At 64.5% G+C, this 19,592-nt stretch carries 15 protein-coding genes and 1 pseudogene; 5 read left to right on the forward strand and 11 right to left on the reverse strand.

Going from position 1 to position 19,592, the window contains the following annotated elements; all coding sequences use genetic code 11:
* Window positions 1–61: 61 nt before the first annotated feature.
* Window positions 62–1,168: a hypothetical protein gene (locus C1A35_RS13705; RefSeq protein WP_104664861.1), complete on the reverse strand. Its 1,107-nt coding sequence runs from the start codon at window positions 1,166–1,168 to the stop codon at window positions 62–64.
* 353 nt (window positions 1,169–1,521) lie between these two features.
* Here C1A35_RS13705 and C1A35_RS13710 point away from each other — a divergent pair, with 353 nt between their 5' ends.
* A complete protein-coding gene (locus C1A35_RS13710) occupies window positions 1,522–2,127 on the forward strand; it encodes a PRC-barrel domain-containing protein (protein WP_104665060.1) in 606 nt (201 codons plus the stop codon).
* 133 nt (window positions 2,128–2,260) lie between these two features.
* Here the strand turns inward: C1A35_RS13710 and C1A35_RS13715 are convergent, their stop codons facing one another.
* On the reverse strand, window positions 2,261–3,811 hold the full coding sequence (locus C1A35_RS13715; protein WP_104664862.1) for a trimethylamine methyltransferase family protein: 1,551 nt from the start codon (window positions 3,809–3,811) through the stop codon (window positions 2,261–2,263).
* Between the two features lie 92 nt (window positions 3,812–3,903).
* Between C1A35_RS13715 and C1A35_RS13720 the strand changes: the two are divergent.
* Window positions 3,904–4,841, forward strand: a pseudogene (locus C1A35_RS13720) (LysR substrate-binding domain-containing protein).
* A 6-nt stretch (window positions 4,842–4,847) separates the two neighbouring features.
* Here C1A35_RS13720 and C1A35_RS13725 read toward each other — a convergent pair.
* Together C1A35_RS13725 and C1A35_RS13730 are read right to left on the reverse strand one after the other, a co-directional pair.
* A complete protein-coding gene (locus C1A35_RS13725; protein ID WP_234822871.1) occupies window positions 4,848–6,194 on the reverse strand; it encodes a putative bifunctional diguanylate cyclase/phosphodiesterase in 1,347 nt (448 codons plus the stop codon).
* Between the two features lie 269 nt (window positions 6,195–6,463).
* Window positions 6,464–8,182, reverse strand: a complete 1,719-nt coding sequence (locus tag C1A35_RS13730) for a response regulator (RefSeq protein WP_104664863.1) — start codon at window positions 8,180–8,182, stop codon at window positions 6,464–6,466.
* Between the two features lie 382 nt (window positions 8,183–8,564).
* Between C1A35_RS13730 and mutL the strand changes: the two genes are divergently transcribed.
* The gene (gene mutL, locus C1A35_RS13735; RefSeq protein WP_104664864.1) at window positions 8,565–10,382 is read left to right on the forward strand and encodes a DNA mismatch repair endonuclease MutL; all 1,818 of its coding nucleotides are present in this window, start codon (window positions 8,565–8,567) and stop codon (window positions 10,380–10,382) included.
* A gap of 92 nt (window positions 10,383–10,474) precedes the next feature.
* The gene (locus C1A35_RS13740; protein ID WP_077962229.1) at window positions 10,475–10,708 is read left to right on the forward strand and encodes a DUF2093 domain-containing protein; all 234 of its coding nucleotides are present in this window, start codon (window positions 10,475–10,477) and stop codon (window positions 10,706–10,708) included.
* A 53-nt stretch (window positions 10,709–10,761) separates the two neighbouring features.
* Here the strand turns inward: C1A35_RS13740 and lpxK are convergent, their stop codons facing one another.
* The 6 genes from lpxK to C1A35_RS13770 form a co-directional block, all read right to left on the reverse strand.
* Entirely contained in the window at window positions 10,762–11,802 is a 1,041-nt protein-coding gene (gene lpxK, locus C1A35_RS13745) for a tetraacyldisaccharide 4'-kinase (protein WP_104664865.1), read from the reverse strand.
* A gap of 188 nt (window positions 11,803–11,990) precedes the next feature.
* Complete coding sequence (locus C1A35_RS13750) at window positions 11,991–12,695, reverse strand: HAD family hydrolase (RefSeq protein ID WP_104664866.1); 705 nt, start codon at window positions 12,693–12,695, stop codon at window positions 11,991–11,993.
* A 24-nt stretch (window positions 12,696–12,719) separates the two neighbouring features.
* Window positions 12,720–14,033: a lipid IV(A) 3-deoxy-D-manno-octulosonic acid transferase gene (gene waaA, locus C1A35_RS13755; RefSeq protein ID WP_104664867.1), complete on the reverse strand. Its 1,314-nt coding sequence runs from the start codon at window positions 14,031–14,033 to the stop codon at window positions 12,720–12,722.
* 91 nt (window positions 14,034–14,124) lie between these two features.
* Window positions 14,125–14,361: a DUF4170 domain-containing protein gene (locus C1A35_RS13760; protein WP_104664868.1), complete on the reverse strand. Its 237-nt coding sequence runs from the start codon at window positions 14,359–14,361 to the stop codon at window positions 14,125–14,127.
* A 60-nt stretch (window positions 14,362–14,421) separates the two neighbouring features.
* Complete coding sequence (locus C1A35_RS13765; RefSeq protein WP_104664869.1) at window positions 14,422–15,237, reverse strand: 3'(2'),5'-bisphosphate nucleotidase CysQ; 816 nt, start codon at window positions 15,235–15,237, stop codon at window positions 14,422–14,424.
* Window positions 15,238–15,327: 90 nt separating this feature from the next.
* Window positions 15,328–16,674, reverse strand: a complete 1,347-nt coding sequence (locus tag C1A35_RS13770; RefSeq protein ID WP_104665062.1) for a TldD/PmbA family protein — start codon at window positions 16,672–16,674, stop codon at window positions 15,328–15,330.
* A 147-nt stretch (window positions 16,675–16,821) separates the two neighbouring features.
* On the opposite strand from C1A35_RS13770, the gene C1A35_RS13775 reads away from it, so the two are divergent.
* A complete protein-coding gene (locus C1A35_RS13775) occupies window positions 16,822–18,657 on the forward strand; it encodes a monovalent cation:proton antiporter-2 (CPA2) family protein (protein WP_104664870.1) in 1,836 nt (611 codons plus the stop codon).
* A 41-nt stretch (window positions 18,658–18,698) separates the two neighbouring features.
* Here the strand turns inward: C1A35_RS13775 and C1A35_RS13780 are convergent, their stop codons facing one another.
* The gene (locus C1A35_RS13780) at window positions 18,699–19,580 is read right to left on the reverse strand and encodes a patatin-like phospholipase family protein (RefSeq protein ID WP_104665063.1); all 882 of its coding nucleotides are present in this window, start codon (window positions 19,578–19,580) and stop codon (window positions 18,699–18,701) included.
* Window positions 19,581–19,592 lie beyond the last annotated feature (12 nt).

Raw genomic sequence — 19,592 nt, forward strand, 5'->3', positions numbered from 1 at the left:
CGGTTCTGCAGGAGCTTCCGATCAGACCTGTTTGATACCCCGCCGCTCCGGCGGGGTATTCTTATTTGGGCAACGGACGGGAGCCGAATGCGGGCCCTGACGAGCGGTTCGTGGCGCGCGAACGCAGCCGTGCCCAGGTCTCGAAGCCGTAGATGGCAAGACCGAGCGCAATGAAAAGCTCCTTGTACTCGGTCGGGTCCCAAAGGCGCACGAGCGACGGTGCCTTGAGGACAAACAGCTGCTGGATGGCGACGATCACAATGGCGCCGGCGGTCAGCACGATGAACTCGCGCCAATGCCCTGCCCTCAGCGCCATGTCCGCGATCACCAGCAATATGATCACGGTCATCATCACCATCATCTGCGTCGGCAGCATGCTCCAGTTGTCGCTGTTGAAGGCGGCCATCGGGGCGCTCGCCACCAGCACCAGCACACTTGGCGCGAAGGCATCGAGCCTGCCGAGGCTGATGCTCTTGCGAAGATAGAGCCAGATGAAGGGCGCAAGCGTCAGCAGGAAGAAGCTGCCGGTGTAATAGAGCAATTCGGAAAGGCCGGTGGAGATGTTGTGCAGGTTCAGTTCCTGCTGCTTGTTGAGCGCGAGCAGGCCATCCGGCGTGGCGATACCAAAGACCCGCTGCATCCAGGATATCTCCTCCATGCCGATCACGAAGAAGACGAAGGCGAGAAGTGCTGCAAAGCCCGCCGCAATCCAGGCTGCACGCCCTTCGCCTGAGCGAGCGGCCCTGATCTGGCCAACCGACACTGCAGCAAAAAATCCGCTCGCCGCGAAGATCAGCAGCGCCGACAGCCATTCGACCAGGCCGTCTTCGCGCGCAAGGAGGCTGAAGCCAAGCGGGTCGAGCAAGAATGCCAAGGCCATCGAGGTCGCAAGTGTCCATGTCGCCGCACAGACCCAGAGTTCACGGCGCGATGCCAATCGCAGCACCGGCGCGCCCAAGCCGGCCACATCGCGGGTAAGTCCCTGAACTGCCGCAAGCGAGAGGCTCAGCGCAACCAAGGCATGCCACAGGTTATAGAGCGCCACCTCCGGCACCCGTTCGGAGAAATAACGAACGCCGAAAAGATTGCGCTCGATGAAGACGAGACCGGCCAGCGCGAGTGCAGACAGAAAGGAAACGGAGAGAAACCGCTGCGGAAATACCATCATGAAACATCCCGGGTAACAGGATGAAAGAAGCTGAACGCTGTTCCTGTCCCTCCCGCAAGTATCGGTAAGAACAATCAAGAATCCATGAACGAACAGGAGATGATTATAAATTACTAAAATAACCACCCTGAGAATAAAAAGCCAATTCCGCCGGAAGGAACAAATCTACCGCCGAATTTTTTCAGCGCGGCCCGCTGTTGAACGTGCGCAGGTACGAGGAACAGACGATTTGACTATTTTTTCCGGAACTGTTTCGACGCCCGGGCGTTGACTTGGCATCACCGGGCGCGGCGAAAACTGGCAAAAGCCAGGCCCGTGCCTTGATCGAAAATGTCAAGGAAAGGCAGTTTGACATGACCAAGAAACTCGTAACAACCGTCGCGGCTGGCGCGCTTCTCGCGGGTCTTGCTGTCGCCCCGGTCGCTTACGCGCAGGATGCAACCAAGCCGATGGATCAGCCGCAAACGATGCAGCCGGCCCCGACGACCGAGGCTCCGGCAACTGAAGCCCAGACGATGACCCCTCCGGCTGCCGGTGAAGCGCCTGCCGACGTTGCGAAGTCCGACGTGACCTATCTGACCGAGCAGGCAAGCGACCAGATCGCCGCCAGCACCTATATCGGACAGAGCGTCTATAACGCGGGCGACGAAAGCATCGGCGAGATCAACGACCTGATCATCAAGAAGGATGGCGGTGTCGAAGCGGCGGTCATCGGTGTCGGTGGCTTCCTGGGTCTCGGCGAGAAGGACGTGGCCGTTCCGTTCGATCGCATCACGATCGCCGAGCAGCCGAACACGGATGCGCTCAAGCTGACGACGACAGAGACGGTCGACACGCTGAAGGCGGCTCCGCAATTCAAGACCAAGTCGCAGAAGATCGCCGAGCAGAACGCCAACCAGCCGGTTGACACGTCGACGACCTCTTCGACCGGTACGGCACCGGTTCAGCCGCAGCAGTGATCGGTATCAGGTTTTGCTGAGTGCGCAGGGAGCGGCGGTAGACACCGCCGCTCTTGGCGTCTTCAGACGAGCGCGCCATAGCGCAGGGCATCATAGATGCCCGCATGAATGTTGCGGCTGGCGACGGCCCCGATCAGTACCAGGCATCGGCCATGCTCTCCTTGCGGCGCGTGACATAGTCGACCAGGGCCTCGTCGATCGCCACGTCCAAAGGCGGCGCTTCGTATTCGGCAAGCGTCTTCTTCCAGGCGCGGTTGGCGCGCGTCGCCATGTCCGTCTCGCCCTCTTCGACCCATTTCTCGAAGGGCTCGTTGTCGGAGAGCGCGGTGTCCCAGAAGGCGGTCTGGTAGTTGCGCATCGTGTGGTCGCAGCCGAGGAAATGGCTGCCGGGACCGACCTGCAGGAAGGCGTCCATGGCCAGCGTATTGTCGTCGACGACGACACCGGCAAGATAGGAATGCAGCGCGCCGCAGAAGTCCGTGTCCATCACGAACTTCTCATAGGACATGGCGAGCAACCCATCGACGAAGCCGGCCGAATGCAGGATGAAATTGGCGCCGCAATGCACCGCCGACAGCATCGACATCGCGCCTTCCTGCATCGCCTGTGCATCCGGCAGCTTCGAATTGGAGAAATTGCCGGCACAGCGCAGCGGCAGGCCGAGCCGGCGCGCAAGCTGGCCGACGACCATGCTGCCGATCGCCGGCTCCGGCGTGCCGAAGGTCGGCGAGCCCGAGCGCAGCGACATCGACGACAGGAAGTTGCCGAAGATGACCGGCGCCCCCTTGCGTTCGAGCTGGGTCAGCGCACAGCCGGCCAGCGTCTCGGCATAGGACTGGGCAATGGCGCCGGCATTGGTGACCGGCCCCATGGCGCCGCCGAGGATGAAGGGCACGATGACGGCCGCCTGGTTTGCCCGCGCATAGGCGCGCAGCGACTTCGTCATCGTCCCATCCCAGACGAGCGGCGAGTTGACGTTGACATTGCCGAGGATGACGCAGTTCCGGTCGACCAAATCGCGGCCAAAAAGAATGCGCGCCATCTCGATCGAATCTTCGGCACGCTCTTCCGCCGTGATCGAACCCATGAAGGCGCGGTCGGAATATTTGATGTGGCTGTAGACCATGTCGAGGTGGCGCTTGTTGACCGGCACGTCGACCGGCTCGCAGATCGTGCCGCCGGAATGGTGCAGCCAAGGGCTCGACTGCGCCAGCTTGATCAGGTTGCGGAAGTCCTCGATCGTGCCGTAGCGCCGGCCCTTGTCGAGGTCCATGACGAAGGGCGAGCCATAGGCCGGCGAGAAGACGACGTTGTTGCCGCCGATCTCGACATTGCGGGTCGGATTGCGGGCATGCTGGGTAAACTGCCGCGGCGCCGAGGCGACGATCTCCTTCAGCATGCCCGGCTCAAAGGTCACCCGGACGCCGTCGACCTTCGCGCCAGCCCTTCGCCAGTGATCGAGAGAAACCGGGTCGTCGCGAAACTCGATGCCGACTTCGGCAAGGATTCGATCGGCGACCGCTTCGATCCGAAGCAGGCTTTCCTCGCCGAGGATATCGTAGGTCGGAATGTTTCTGGTGATGTAGGGAACACCGAGGCTGCGTCCTGCGCCCTCGCGCCGGTTCGACCGTGTGCCGCGCGTCCGTCTCGGCGCCGCCTGGTCCGTTGCCAATTCCGTATCCATGCCCATATCCTCCCATCATCTCAGATGATGCTATGGGCGAAAAATTCCACTGTAACGCTGGAAAAATTCGATCCATGCTATAAGCGTGATTTATGGAAAACCTGCGCCGCCTGCTCCCGTCCGCCGCAAGCCTCATCGTCTTCGAGGCCGCGGGCCGACACCAGAACTTCACCCGCGCTGCCAACGAGCTCGGCATGACCCAGGCTGCAGTCTCCTACGCCGTGCGCGGTCTCGAGGAGCAGCTGGGCGTGCCGCTGTTTCATCGCGTACACCGGGCCGTGGAACTGACTGAGGCGGGTGAGAAATTCCATGCCGACGTGTCCGTCGGCCTGTCGCGCATCCAGAAGTCGGCGGAGGACATCCGCGCCAAGGGCCGCGAAACCAATGTCACGCTTGCGGCATCGACCGCCTTTGCCTCGATGTGGATGCTGCCCCGCCTCAACCGCATGCGCGAGGACCTGCCGGAAATCGATCTCAGGATCCAGACCAGCGTGCGCGACCTCGATCTCGAGGAAGAACCGATCCCGCTCGGCATTCGCGGCGGCGACCCTGGCCATTGGCCACGCTACCATGCCGCCCTCCTCGCCGACGAGGTGGTCAACGCGGTCGCCACGCCCGCCTATATCGAGCGGCACGGCCTGCCGAAGACGGCCGCCGACCTGCTGGGGCACAATCTCATCCATCTGGAAGAACCGGTTCGCCGCGCCTGCGACTGGACCGAATGGTTTTCAAGCGCCGGCCTTGCCTATCCGAACAGGGGCGGCGGCTCTCGATCAACGACTATGTCCTGGTGATCCAGGCGGTGCTTTCAGGCGAAGGCGTGGCGCTCGGCTGGGAGCACCTGATCTATCCGCAGATCCGCTCTGGCGCGCTGGTTCCGGTCGCCGGACACGTGCTGAAGACGGGGCTTGCCTTCTACGTCGTCTGGCCGCGATCGCGCGAACTGAATGCGCAGGCCAAGAGGGTGCGTGACTGGCTGCTGGACGAGGGTCGGCGCGACCGCGCCGCACTGTCTGGAACCGAGGGTTAACCCGGGTCAGGCCTGGGCGGGGAGATCGCGGTAGCGATCGGCGAGATAGCGCATTGTCGCCACCGCATCGGCGGGCTTTCCGTAGAAATAGCCCTGGCCCAGGCCACAGCCGAGCGCCTTTAATTTCAAGGCCTCGGAGAAGTCCTCGATGCCTTCGGCGACGACCTCGAGCTCAAGGCCCTCGCACATCGACACGATCGCCTTGATGATGTGCTCGGAGGCACGATCGGCGGAGATACGCGAGACGAAGGCGCGATCGATCTTGACCTTGTCGAAGGAGAAGTCGCGCAGGCGCCCGAGGCTGGACTGGCCGGTGCCAAAATCGTCGAGCGAGACGCGAACGCCGGCGGCGCGCAGTTCCGCGACGATCTTCTGGGCGATATCCGCGTCGGCCATCACGGCGGTCTCGGTGATCTCCAGCTCCAGGCGCCGCGGGTCGAGGCCGATCTGGCTGATGATCGCCAGCAGGCGCCGGCTGGTCGTCGGGTCCATGAGCTGCGCCGAGGAGAGATTGAAGGAGAGGAACAGCTCCTTCGGCCAGGAGAGCGCCGCATGGGCCGCCTTGCGCAGCAGCACCTCGGCGAGCGAATCGATGAAGCCGCGCTCTTCGGCGAGCGGCACGAATACCGCCGGCGAGACATAGCCGAGATCGGCATCGCACCAGCGCGCCAGGGCCTCGAAACCGACGACCGCGTCGTTGCGCAGGTCGACGATCGGCTGGAAGTGCACGTCGACCTCGTTGGCGATGATGGCGTTGCGCAGCGCCTGTTCGAGCTGCGTCGCGCGCTTCATCTCCTGGGCGATCTCCTGCGAATAGACGGTGATCTGCCCGCGGCCGCGGCGCTTCGAACGATAGAGTGCGGTATCGGCGCTTTTCAGGAGATCCTCGAACACCTCGCCCGCGAAGGGATAGACGGCGAAGCCGAAGGAGGCGGAAAGGCGAACGTGGCGGTCGCCGAGATCGAAGGGGGCCGAAAGCACCTCCTTCAGCATCTGCCCGATCTTTTCCGCACCCTTGCGCTCGAAGATGAGCGGCAGGACGAAGGCAAATTCATCGCTGTCGAAACGGGTGATCGTGGCGCCTTCGGGCGCGCAGGCTTTCAGGCGATACGCCACCTGGCAGAGGATCTCGTCGCCTGCCTCCGGCCCGAACAGGTCATTAATCGGCTTGAAACCGTCGATATTGGCAAGGCCGATGGTGAACGGGGCCGGGTCGCTGGCCCGTTCCTCGGCAAGATCGAGCACGCTCTTGCGCAGGCAACGGGCGTTGCCGAGCCCGGTCAGCGGATCGACATCGCCCCGGACGGCGGGTACCTCGCGGCCAATGCGGTGGTAGGGCGTTTCCGCTGTCATCATCGCCATCCCCCATGCACCAGGCAGAAAGAGCGGCCGACAGCCCTTGTCGCCGGCGCCAGCCCGCACCACGGCGCAAACCGGCTGTGCCTTTCCGACACGACCGGGGCCTGGGCAGCGAGGTGGATGCGATGCATACGGATGGGGCTCTACACTTTAACGGCAATTCGGCGCAGACGATCGCAATCGGCGGTTAACAATCCGATATCGCGCCGCTCCAAGATTTGCCATTAGCCTCCCCAATTCTAGCGAGTTGACACGCTTTTCACTCAACCTGCCGTTCGTATTGCCTTCACGGGCATGAATTTCCGCAACACCGCCTCGATCATGTCGGGGCTCACCGGCTTCATGATATGGTCGTCCATGCCGGACGCCTTGCATTGCTGCAGGTCGATGTCCAAAGCCTGGGCAGTCACCCCGATGATCGGTGTTTTCTGTCCGCGCCCCTTCTCGGCCGCCCGGATCGCAACGGTGGCGTCAAAGCCGTTCATGACCGGCATCGACACATCCATCAGCACAAGGGCCGGTTGCAGTTCGTGCCAGAGTTCGACGGCCTCCCGACCGTTGGCGGCGATCCGGTGGGAAACGCCGAGCCCTTCGAGAATCTGGCTGAAGACGAACTGGTTGATCTGGTTGTCCTCGGCGACAAGCACATCGACCTGCGGCGCCGGCGGCGGCGGTGCGATCTCCTCGGCCTCGAACGACAGCGACCATTCCGGTTGCGGCGCGACACCCGCTCGCTCGGAGCAGACACGGAAGACTTCCGCAAGCACCGCGGCGCCGTCGTGGTCGGCGGATACCGGCAGGATCGGACTGTCGCGCCAGGCGGCGGCGATCTTCTGCCTTTCCGGAAAGGCCGTGTCGAGCAACAGGATATCGAGCTTCAGCCCCGCCTCGTCGACGGCGACGCAGAAAGCGTGCAGTTCGTCGGCATCGCGAACGGCACAGGCGTCGAGCCCGGACCCACGCAGCCGGGCGACAAGCCGCTCCTCCAGCTCTCGATCGTCCGTCGCGAGAAGGACCCGAAGGCCGCGCGCGGGCAAGGTTTCGATCATCGACCCCGCCTCGACGAGCTGCTGGACATTCAGCGCCCGGAAGGGATCGTAGAAATTCTGCGCCGCAGCGAAGATGCTGTAGTCACGGATCTGCAGGCTGGCGGCGGCCTGGGGCGCCTCGCCGTTTTGATACCAGACGGCGATATCGGTCACGTCGTTCATGCAGGTCACGACGAAATGGCGGCCGGGCATGCCGACGCGGTACTTGCGGGTCAGCACCCAGAGATCGCTGCCATCGGCGCGCACGATGTGCTCGGCCTGCGAATGCGGCTTGCCCGTATCGAGCACCATGCGGTCGGACTGTTCGAACCGCTCCGCCAGCTCGCTTTCGACCAGATCCCAGGCCGACCGGCCGAGGATGGCATCCTGCGCTAGGTCATGGATCAGGCAGAAGGCCTTGTTGACCGCGATGTAATTGAGGTTGCGGTCCTTGACGCAGATGGGATTGGGCTGGGCGTCGAGGATCTGCTCGGTCAATTCGACCCGTTCAAGGTCCGTCTGGAGCTGTTCGTCACGCTTCTTCTGATCGGAGACGTCGCTGATCGACAGGATGCCCATGCCGCTCGACAGTCGCCGCTTGCGCATCGAAACCCAGCGTGTGCGGCCGGCGCGCTCGACGCTCTCGTAACGCTCGCGCCAGTGCAGCGCCATGTGCTCGGCGATCCATTCCTCGCGGTTGGTGCGCCGGCGGCTGCTCTCCGGAACGGTGCCAGGGCGTACACCGGTATCATAGACGGCGCCGAGAAAGTCTCTCAGCCGCGTGCCCGGCATCAAGGCTTCTGCCGGCACCGGAAAATATTGCAGCATCGTGCGGCTGGCAAAGAGAATGGTATCGTCCCGGCTGCAGACAAGCACAGCCATGCCGAGCGCGTCGCAGCTCGACTCAAGAATGACCCTGTTGATGTCCGCGCCGCTCGGCGCCCCATCGCTCATAGCACTGTCCTCACTCGCCTACCGCCTGCGTCCCTGGATCGCCGTCGATCTGGAGGAACAGGCAGCCATTCAAAGTGCCGCAACGGCCTGCCGCGTCTGAACTGGACGCGCGGCGTTGCAGCGGCGGTTTCATTTCGGGACATGCTGGGGAGGCCTTGGCAGGCGTCTCTTCGAGCGGTGGGAGTGCGGCGTCCAGCTACGCCGCAAGGCTCAAAAGACAAAACCCGTGATCATTCAGGTTGTTGTGGAAAATCGCAGCAGAGTGTTAAGGGCCGATTAAACCCTTGCTCCTTTTTCAAGGGCGATGGCCGCATGCGCGCGTGATCGGGGACGAGATACCGTTCCCCCTTCCGTTTCCTCGGCGAATCCCGGAAAATGGGCCATGGCCATCAAGCAGCTTTCAGAAACCCTCATCAACCAGATCGCCGCCGGCGAAGTGATCGAACGCCCCGCCAGCGCCGCCAAGGAGCTGATCGAGAATGCGCTCGACGCTGGCGCGACCCGCATCGAGATCGCGACCGCCGGCGGCGGCAAGACGCTGCTGCGCGTCACCGACAACGGTTCGGGCATGACGCCTGGTGACCTCGAGCTTGCCGTTCGTCGGCACTGCACGTCGAAGCTCGACCACAGCCTGTTCGACATCCGTACCCTCGGCTTCCGCGGCGAGGCGCTGCCGTCGATCGGCTCGGTCGCCCGGCTGTCGATCACGACGCGCACGGCCGGCGCCAGCGAGGGCGCGGTCATCGCGGTCACCGGCGGCAAGACCGAGGTGGTCCGCCCGTCGCCGGCCAATACCGGCACCGTCGTCGAAGTGCGCGACCTCTTTTTCGCCACCCCTGCCCGACTGAAATTCATGAAGACCGAGAAGGCGGAAGCGGCGGCGATCTCCGAAGTCGTGCGCCGCATGGCGATCGCCTTCCCGGCAGTTCGCTTCGTGCTTTCCGGAAGCGACCGCTCGACGCTCGAATTCCCGGCGACCGGCGACGACCGGCTGGCGCGCATGGCGCAAGTGCTCGGCAAGGATTTCCGCGACAATGCGATCGAGATCGACGCGGCGCGGGAAGACGTCGAACTGACCGGTTTTGCCGGGGTGCCGACCTACAATCGCGGCAACTCGCTGCAGCAGTACATCTTCGTCAACGGCCGTCCGGTGCAGGACAAAATGCTGCTGTCGGCGATCCGGGCCGCCTATTCCGAAACGATCCCGAGCGGCCGTTATCCGGTCGCCGTGCTGTCGATCACGCTCGACCCCGCGCTCGTCGACGTCAACGTGCATCCGGCCAAGTCCGACGTGCGCTTCCGCGACCCCGGCCTCATCCGCGGGCTGATCATCGGCGCAATCCGCCAAGCCTTGACACGGGAAGGCGACCGGGCCGCAACCACGGGCGCGCGCGGCATGATGCAGGCGTTCCGCTCCGGCGATTATCGCCCGCAGCCCTGGAGCGCGGAGACCTCCCCTTCGCGGCCGGTACAGTTCGACGCCATGCTGCGCCATCTCGGCGAACCGCCGCAGGCGAGCTTTGCGGCGTTTTCCGCCCCTTCGGCGCGCATCGCCACCCCGTTCGAGCGGGAGACGCCCGTACCGGCACAAGAGACCCCGCAACCGGCTGCGCCGCAATCCTTTCCGCTCGGCGCCGTTCGCGCGCAGCTGCACGAAAACTATATCGTCGCCCAGACCGACGACGGCCTCGTCATCGTCGACCAGCATGCCGCCCACGAGCGACTGGTCTTTGAGGCGATGCGCACGGCGCTGCATTCGCGGCCAGTTGCCGCCCAAGCGCTGCTGATCCCTGAAATCGTCGACCTTCCCGAGGACGACTGCGACCGGCTGATGGCGCATGCGGCGGAGTTTTCCCGCCTGGGCCTGGCGATCGAGCGCTTCGGTCCCGGCGCGATCGCCGTGCGCGAAACACCGGCGATGCTCGGCGAGATGGATGCCGTCGGGCTGGTGCGCCAACTCGCCGACGAGCTTGCCGAATGGGATACCGCCAGCGGGCTGACGAGCCGGCTCGAATATCTTGCCGCCACCATGGCCTGCCACGGATCGGTGCGCTCGGGCCGGCGCATGCGCACCGAGGAGATGAACGCGCTTCTGAGGCAAATGGAAGCGACGCCCGGCTCCGGCCAGTGCAATCACGGCCGGCCGACCTATATCGAACTCAAGCTCTCCGATATCGAACGGCTGTTCGGCCGGAGCTGATCTTCCGCCATCCGGCGAAATGCGACTGGCATTTTCCCGGATGGCGAGCTAGACCAGAGAACCATCCACGAAGACGGAAATAGGCGCCGAGCATGATGAACCGGTTTGAAGGAAGCGCTTCGCGCGAAGCGAAGATCCGTTATCTCGACGGCGACTTTCAGATCGTGCTTGCGGGCTCGCACGTAATCTGCGCGATGACCGGCAACACCATCCCCGTCGATGAGCTGCGTTACTGGAGCGTCGCCCGGCAGGAACCGTATGTCGACGCGGAGGCCTCGCTCGAGGCGGAAAAACGCGCAGGCGCGCTACCCAACCAGCGCCGCTAACCAAGCCCGAACGCCGGCATCGCGCGCCCAGCGCCACGGCCCACAAGGCGCCGTTACTTAGCCGCGCCTTCGCGCAGCTTGCGGGCACGCGCCGCGGCAAGCGCCGTCTCGATGATCTTTTTCGGTGCCATCGGGTCGTCGAAGCGCACGTCGATCTCGATCACCCTGCTCGCTGCGGCGAGCTCGGCGGCCCGGCCGTGGCCGGGCTCGAGACGAACCAGATCCTTGGAGGTGGTGACGAGCCTCGCGCCGAGAGCCGCCGCCCGATCGAGCAGATCGGCGATTTCGTCCTCGGAGAAATGGTGATGGTCGGGAAAACTGCGGGTTTCCGCGACCACAGCGCCCGTCTCCCGGACGGTGCGATAGAACTTCTCGGGATCGGCAATGCCCGCCCAGGCAAGCACCTTGACGCCATCGAGCGATCCGTCGTCGCGTCTTTCGACCTCCGCTTCGTAGATCTGCTTGCCGGCGCGGGCGGCACGCCGGATCAGGGCGTCGGCCTCGGTGCCGTCGCCGATCTTGAGCAAGGCCGTGGCGTGGCGAAGCTGGTTCGACAACGGCGCCCGCACCGGGCCCGCCGGCACCAGATAGCCGTTGCCGATGCCGCGGCGGGAATCGATCACCAGCAGCGCGAAGTCGAAGGCAAGTCGCGCGCTCTGGAAGCCGTCGTCCATGATGATGATGTCGACGCCCTCCTTCACCAACCGCCGGGCACCGTCTACGCGGCGGCGGCAGACGACGGTCAGGGCCTCCTTCGCCAGCAGCAACGGTTCGTCGCCGACATCGCGGGCGCGGTGATGTTCCAGGTCGACGACGGTCGTCACGTCGAGCGAGCCGCCATAACCGCGGCTCAGGAAACCGGGCTTCAGCCCCTTCTCGCGGATGACGCGGGCAAGCGCGATGGCCGTCGGCGTCTTGCCGGCGCCGCCGACGGTGAAGTTGCCGATGCAGATGACCGGGACCGGCACCGAGGCCCGCTGCGCGCGATCCATGCGCATGCCGGCAATCCGTCCGTAAACCCATGAGAACGGCCACAACGCGCGCGCACGCCAATCCGCCTTGGTCCACCAGAATGGCGGCGCTTCCGATACCATCTTCGTTCCGTGGCCTCCCGGCCGCTCAGGTCCTTCCTTTTCCGGGAGGGACGGTTTGTTCGCCGGCCCAAGCCGACGGATTGCGACAAAAAACGTCAGAACGGAAAAAAACGCAAGCTATGGAGATGTCCCGGGCAAGCCAACGCCGAGCTTGGCCGCTGTCGACAGCGAGCGCTGAGGCAAAATCCCTAGAGGACGGCCTCGAGCTCGGTGATATCGGAGAGGCAATGGTCCGAGGCGGCCGCAAGCGACTGGCGCGAGCCGGTGCCCGTCAGCACCGCCACCGTCATGCCGACCCCGGCATTGCGCCCCATGTGCATATCGTGATTGTTGTCGCCGACGACCACCACCTGCTGCGGGTCAAGGCCGGTCGCCGCGCAAAAGCCGAGCACCATGCCCGGCTCCGGCTTGACGCCGTAGCCGCTGTCATAGCCCGCCACATAGTGCAGGTAGCCATCGAAGCCGAAACGCTTCGCCGTTTCGCGGATCGAACGCTCGTTGTCGCTGGAGGCGACGCCGAGACGGTAGCCCTTGGCGTGCAGCCCCGCAAAAAAGGTGCTGAGGTCGGTCACCGGAACGGCATACTCCGCCGAGCGCGCAAACAGGCCGTCGAACAGGGTCGTCAATTCGGCGATCGTGAAGGGCGCACCCGCGCCAACAAAGCCGGTCGCGATCTCCACCGTGTTGCCGGCGGCAAGCAGGCTGTCGGGCAGCACGTGGCCGGTGTCGGCATCCATGCCGCCGGCCGCAAGCAGCCTGCGGGCCAGGGCCTCATCACCCTTTGCCGCGATCCGCGCCAGTTCGTAGTTCACCGGCACCCAGCTCTTTGCGTAGTCGAGCAGGGTTCCATCCTTGTCGAACAGGATGCCGGCGATGGCTTTGGCTGCGGTCATGACGGGGCTTCGTCTCCTGCTGGATCAGTTGTCGGTCGGCGGGTTGAGACGCGCCTTGACGATGAGCGGATTGATGTAGGGCTCGAGCCCCTTCATCGTCGCCGACAGGGCGCCGCGCATCTCTTGCACGGTTTCAAGGCCGGCATCGATCATCGAGCGACGCATGTCGTCGTTGGCGAGCAGATAGTTGACGCCCTTGGCCAGCATCTCGACATCGCGCACGATCTTGGCGCTGCCGTTCTTGGCCAGCGTCTGGTAGGTCTCGCGAAAATTCTGGACGTTGCCGCCCGACAGGATCGCACAGCCGAGCATCGCCGGCTCCAGCGGGTTCTGACCGCCTTCGGCAAACAGCGACCGGCCGACAAAGGCAACCTCGGTCAGGCGAAGATAGAGGCCCATCTCGCCAATCGTGTCGCCGAGGAAGATATCGACGTCTGGTGTCAGCGGATCGCGGCGCGTGCGCCGGGCGACCTTCAGTCCCTTGGCCGTCAGCGCCGCCTCGATGGCGTCGCCGCGATCGGGATGGCGCGGAACGATGATCGTCAGAAGGCCGGTACGCTCCTTGAGAGCACGGTGCACGACGCCGGCGGCGGCCTCTTCTCCGTCGAAGGTCGAGATCGCCGCCCAGGTCTTGCGGGCGCCGATCTGCTGGCGATACTCCTTCAGCGCCTGCGGATCGTGCGGCGGCGCGTCGGTATCGACCTTGAGGTTGCCCGACACCATGACCGGCAGCGCGCCGAGGGTGCGGAACCGTTCGGCATCGACGTCCGATTGGGCAATGACGAGCGCGAGGTTTTCGAACAGCGCGTCGGCCAGCGCCGGCCGGCGCTTCCAACGCGCGAAGGTCCGGTCGGACATGCGCCCGTTCACCAGAACCTGCGGGATATGGCGACGACCGAGTTCCAGGATGGTCATCGGCCAGATTTCGGATTCGGCGATGATCGCCAGATCCGGCTCCCAGTAGTTCAGGAACCGGCTGACGGCCGGTTTGAAATCGAGCGGGACATATTGGTGGATGACCGTCGATCCCAGGCGCTCGGCGACGACCCGCGCCGAGGTCATCGTCCCTGTCGTCAGGACGACGTGGATGCCGCGCCGCCTGATTTCCTTGATCATCGGGATGACGGCGTTGGTCTCGCCAACGCTTGCGGCGTGGAACCAGACGAGAGGCCCCTGCGGCCGCGGCTCACTGGCATGGCCGTAGCGTTCGCGACGGCGCGCGGGATCCTCCTTGCCCTTCGCGGCGCGAATGGCAAGGTAGGACCAGACGAGAGGATAGATGGCCGAGCCGATCCAGCGATAGCTGGAGAGCGCCAGGCGCGCGCGAAAGCTGCTCATGACATGCCACCTTCCCCAGCCATTCCGGCCTGGAGAGACTTAAGGGCGACTGGCATGCGGGTAAGTACCGCGCATCCCGACCTCATCGGCATCAGCCGTTTTCCGGGTCCAGCAGACGGTGCATGTGGACGATGAAATAACGCATGTGCGCGTTGTCGACGGTCATCTGCGCCTTGGATTTCCAGGCAACGAGGGCGCTTTCGTAGTCCGGGTAGATGCCGACGATATCGAGTTTGTCCAGGTCGCGGAAATGCACGTCCGTCAGCGTCGTGAGTTCGCCGCCGAAGACGAGATGCAGACGTTGTTTCTTCTCGGTGTCGTGAGCCATCGGACTTCCATTTATTCTTGTTGGGTGTGGGCGTTGATTTGAGGCATTCGGCCCCAAAGGTCAATGGGGCTCCATCGACCGCGACGCGGCGATCAAGCCTGGCAAGAGCGGCCTTGCCGCCGCGCACAGGACCCCATGAATAACAGTGGATCGGTTGTAGAACAGCGGTTGTTCGTCGAGATCGACCAGCGCGCCCCCGGCCTGGGCGAGAATGAGGTCGGTCGCGGCCAGATCCCAGTCATGGGAGTTCCTCTTCACCAGCGTACCGTCGATCCGCCCGTCGGCAACCATGGCCAACCGATAGGCAAGCGACGGGATGTGCGGGACGCGTTCGACGGTGTTGCGATAGACCGCCTGGAACTTGCCGATCGTGTCTTCGGCCGCGGCGAGATACAGCGTTTCTCCAGGCTTTGCCTCGCGCACGGAGATCGCGGCACCGTTCTTCAGCGCGCGACCACCTGCGACCGCCTCGAAGAGTTCGTCGAGCGCCGGGGCATAGAGCACGCCGGCAACGGGCTGGCCGCGGTGTACGACGGCGACGCTGATGCACCAGAGCTCCTTGCCGGCGATGAAGGCGCGCGTACCATCGATCGGATCGACGACGAAAACCGTTTCGCGCGAGATCCGGCTCAGGTCGTCGTCCGTTTCCTCCGACAGCCAGCCGTAACCCGGCCGGGCCGCAAGCAGGCGCGTCTTCAGCACATCGTTGGCGGCAAGATCCGCCTCGCTGACCGGCGAGCGGCCTTCGTTCTTCCAGCGGACATCCGGGCTCTTGCGAAAGTAACCGAGTGCGGTTTGCCCGGCTGCGACCGCCGCGGTCTTGATCAGTTGAAGATCGACGTCCCAATCCGCGATCGATCGTGCTTCGTCAGACATTGAGAAACCTCTTCAGCCGCTCCCATGACCACGGAAGCGGAGCGCGGACGCAAAGCCGCACGCTTCGTCTCGTTCCTTGTGCCCCCCGCCTCAGATGCCGGCGAGCGTCATGCCCTCGATGGCGATCGTCGGTGCTGCGACGCCAAACTTGCGGTCGATGTCGTCTGCCGGCGTCAGCGCCATGAACATGTCCTTGAGATTGGACGCGATCGTGACCTCGGAGACGGCAAAGGTGAGCTCGCCGTTCTCGATCCAGAAGCCGGAGGCGCCGCGGCTGTATTCGCCGGTCACCATGTTGACGCCCTGGCCGATCAACTCGGTGACGTAGAAGCCGGTGCCGATGCTGCGGATCAGATCCTCGCGCGAAATCGCGCCGGGCTCGAGCGCAAGGTTCGTCGAAGCGGGGCTGACGCTCGGCCCGCCACGCACGCCGCGGCCGTTGGTTTCAAGCCCGAGTTCGGCGGCGGCCGACGTCGACAGGAACCAATGGTTCAGCACGCCATCCTCGACCATCACCAGCTTCTCGCCGCTGACCCCTTCGCCGTCGAAGGGGCGCGACGAGGAGCCGCGCACGATCAGCGGATCGTCGGTGACGGAGAGGCCGGGCTTCAGGATCTGCTTGCCCATCATGTCGCGCAGGAAACTCGTCTTGCGGGCGACGGCTGCGCCATTGATGGCGCCGGCCAGATGTCCGACGAAGCCGCGCGCCATGCGTGGATCGAAGACGACGGTGACGTTCTTGGCGGTCGGCACCTGGCGCGGGTTGATGCGGGCGACAGCGCGCTCGCCGGCAACGCGACCGATCTCGTCGGCGTCGCGCAGGTCGGCAAAGAAGAGGCGGCTGTCGTAATCGTAGTCGCGCTCCATCTTGGTGCCTTCGCCGGCAATGGCGCTGACGGAACGACCGAAGCGGGTAGCCATATAGGAGCCGGAAAAGCCGTGCGAGGTGACAAGCACCAGGCCGCCCATGCCGGCCGAGGCGCCGGCACCGCTGGAATTGGTGACACCCGAGACCGCAAGCGCTGCCTCTTCCGCAGCAAGCGCTGCCTCCGTCAGGGTTTCGGTGGAAACCGCCGTGGCGTCGAACAGGTCGAGATCCGGATAGGATTTCGCCAGCCGGTCGGCGTCCGCGAGCGATGCGAAGGGATCCTCCGGCGAAGCCTTGGCCATGGCGACGGCGCGCTCGGCGAGCAGCTTCAGGTCAAAACCGGGATTGGCCGAAACGCTGGCGACGCGCCGCCCGACGAATACACGAAGGGAGAAATCGTCGCTTTCGGAGGCTTCCGTCGCCTCGACCTTGCCAAGGCGCACCGAGACGGAACGGGAGCGCCCGCGCACCACCACGGCGTCCGCCGCATCGGCGCCGGCCTTTCGGGCAAGATCCACGAGTTCGGAGGCGCGTTTTTCGAGGTCGGCAGAATCGATCGTGTCTGACATGATGTAGCCTTTCATTCCTGCCCCATTTATTGTGCAGTGACGCAGGCATCAAGGGCATTGGCCTGATTCCCGCCCACACACCGCAAATGACCGCTCTCGAAAGCCCCCTCATCGGGGGCCGGGTGCCCAATAGTGAAAGCCTGAGGCATGGCAACGACACCGATCATCTATTCTCAAGCGCTGATGCTGCTTGGCGGCGCGGTGGTGGCCGCCCCGATCTTCAAGCGGCTCGGCCTCGGCACCATCCTCGGCTATCTCTCGGCCGGCGTGCTCATCGGTCCCGTCGCCCAGAGCATCACCGAAGGCGAGCAGATCCTGCACGTCTCCGAACTCGGCGTCGTCTTCCTTCTGTTCATCATCGGGCTCGAACTGAAACCCTCGCGTCTCTGGCAGATGCGGCGCGATATCTTCGGCCTCGGCACCGCACAGGTGGTGTTGACCGGCATCGTGCTTTCTTCCGTCATCTATGCCCTCGGGCTCCTCGGCCAGGGCGGCAGCATCATCGCCGGCTTCGGCCTGGCGCTCTCGTCGACCGCCTTTGCCATGCAGATCCTCGACGAAGGCAATGATCGCAATACGCGCTACGGACAACGATCCTTCTCGATCCTGCTTCTCCAGGATCTGGCGATCGTGCCGCTCCTGGCGCTGATCCCGCTGCTCGCAGCGCAGGCACCCGAGGATACGACGCCGCCGCTCGAGGATTTCGCGATCGCCACCACCGCGATCGTCGTCCTCTTCGCCGCCGGCCGCTATCTGGTAAACCCGCTGTTCCAGATCATCGGCCGCACGGGCGCGCGCGACGTCATGATCGCGGCGGCGCTGCTTGTCGTCATGGGGGCTGCGACGATGATGCAGCTTGCCGGTCTGTCGATGGCCATGGGCGCCTTCCTCGCCGGCGTGCTCCTTGCGGAATCGTCCTATCGCCACGAGCTCGAAGCAGATATCGAGCCGTTCCGCGGTATCCTTCAGGCGCTGTTCTTCATGGCCGTCGGCCTGTCGCTGGAACTCGGCGTCATCGTCGAGCGCTACCAGTTGATCATCGTCGCCGTGCCGCTCCTGATGGCGGCGAAGAGCCTGATCCTCTACTGGCTTTGCCGGCTCACCGGCTCGCAGCACAACGACGCGGTCCGCATCAGCCTGCTTCTGCCACAGGGCGGCGAATTCGGCTTCGTGCTGTTCACGGCGGCCGCCACCGCCGGCGTCTTTTCGGACGGCGATGCCTCGCTGCTGGTCGCGATCGTGACGCTGTCCATGGCGCTGACGCCGCTTGCCTCGATGCTGGCGCCGAGGCTGATGCGCGAGCAGGACGAACTGGACGAGGAGATCGACGAGGACTTCGAGGGCGCCGGCGCCGACGTGCTGATGATCGGCTTTTCCCGTTTCGGACAGATCGCCGCGCAGATCCTGCTTGCCGGCGGCCGCGACGTGACGATCATCGATCACTCCGCCGCCCGCGTGCGCCAGGCGGCGACCTTCGGGTTCCGTATCTACTTCGGCGACGGCAACCGCCTGGACGTGCTGCGCGCCGCCGGCATCGAGCGGGCCAAGATCGTCGCCGTCTGCACCCAGAAAAAGGAAACCACCGACCACATCATAGACCTCGTGCAATCCGAATATCCGAACGCGCGCATCTACGCCCGGTCCTATGACCGTCTGCACACGCTGGAACTGCGCGCCAAGGGCGTCGACTACGAACTGCGCGAGACCTTCGAGTCCGGCCTGCTTTTCGGCCGCAAGACGCTGGAGGCGCTGGGGGTCGGCGACGACGAGGCGATCGCGATCATGGACGACATCCGCAAGCGCGACGAGGCCCGCCTCGTGCTGCAGGAGGCCGAGGGCATCACCGCCGGCCGCGACATGCTGCATTCGAGGCCGGTGCGGCCCGAACCGCTGGTCAAGCCGAAGCGCGAGGTGGACCACTCCCAGGAAACAGGCGAGCGGATTCTCCCGGGCCTCCCCGAGGACGAGCGCGAAAGCGCCTGATCTCACATGCTGCGAAGGGGCGCACCGTCACCCGCCAAGGTTCACGTGAGCCTTGGCGCCGCCATCCGCTCTTCGAGAGCGCGCTTCAGCTGATCCTTGATCGCTACCGTTCCGTTCAGCACGTCCTGGGCGCGCAGGAAATCCATCACCCGGTAGCGTCCGACATCGGGGCGCAGCAGGATGTCCGGCGCCCCCTCCTTGAGCTTCATGGCAATGATCGACTGCATCATCAACTGGCTCGCGCCGAACAGGCTGTCGATGCGGCTCGGGATGGTCTTGCCATCACCGTCGGGCCCGCCGACGACATCGACCGCGATGACGATATCAGCCAGGCCGCGCAGGTGATCGAAGGGGATCGGATTGTAGATGCCGCCGTCGATCATGACGCGCCCGTCGATCCGGACCGGCGTGAAGATTGCCGGCAGGGCTGCAGAGGCCGCCAATGCCTTGCGGAGGTCACCCTTCTCGCAGATATGCTCCGTCTGGCCGTAGTAGTCGGTGGCGACGACCTTCAGCGGGATTTCGAGGTCGGAGAATTTCGGCGGTATTGCCTCAGGCAGGAAGGCCTTCAGCACCCGCTCGACATTGAACTGGCCGAAGCGGAAACCGCTCGCCATCGCCTCGGAAAGGCTCGACGGCCGCAGTTGCCAAAGGCGGTTGACCACTTCGCGCCGGTGGCCGACGGTCGAAAGCGTGTGGGCCCGGATCTCTTCGCCCCGCAAGCCCGCGGCCATGCCGGCGCCCATTATCGCGCCGATCGACGAGCCCGCGATGACGACCGGCCGAATGCCCAGCTCATCCAGCGCCTCGATGACGTGGATATGCGCAAGCCCGCGCGCGCCGCCGCCGCCGAGCGCCAGCGCCACCGTCGGCCGGCTAGGCGCACTATGCGCGCCATTCGCCATCGAAGAATCCTGCTTCATCGGCATAACCTC

It is taken from the genome of Ensifer adhaerens (genome assembly GCF_002940685.1).
In the GTDB taxonomy this organism is placed as follows: domain Bacteria; phylum Pseudomonadota; class Alphaproteobacteria; order Rhizobiales; family Rhizobiaceae; genus Ensifer; species Ensifer adhaerens_E.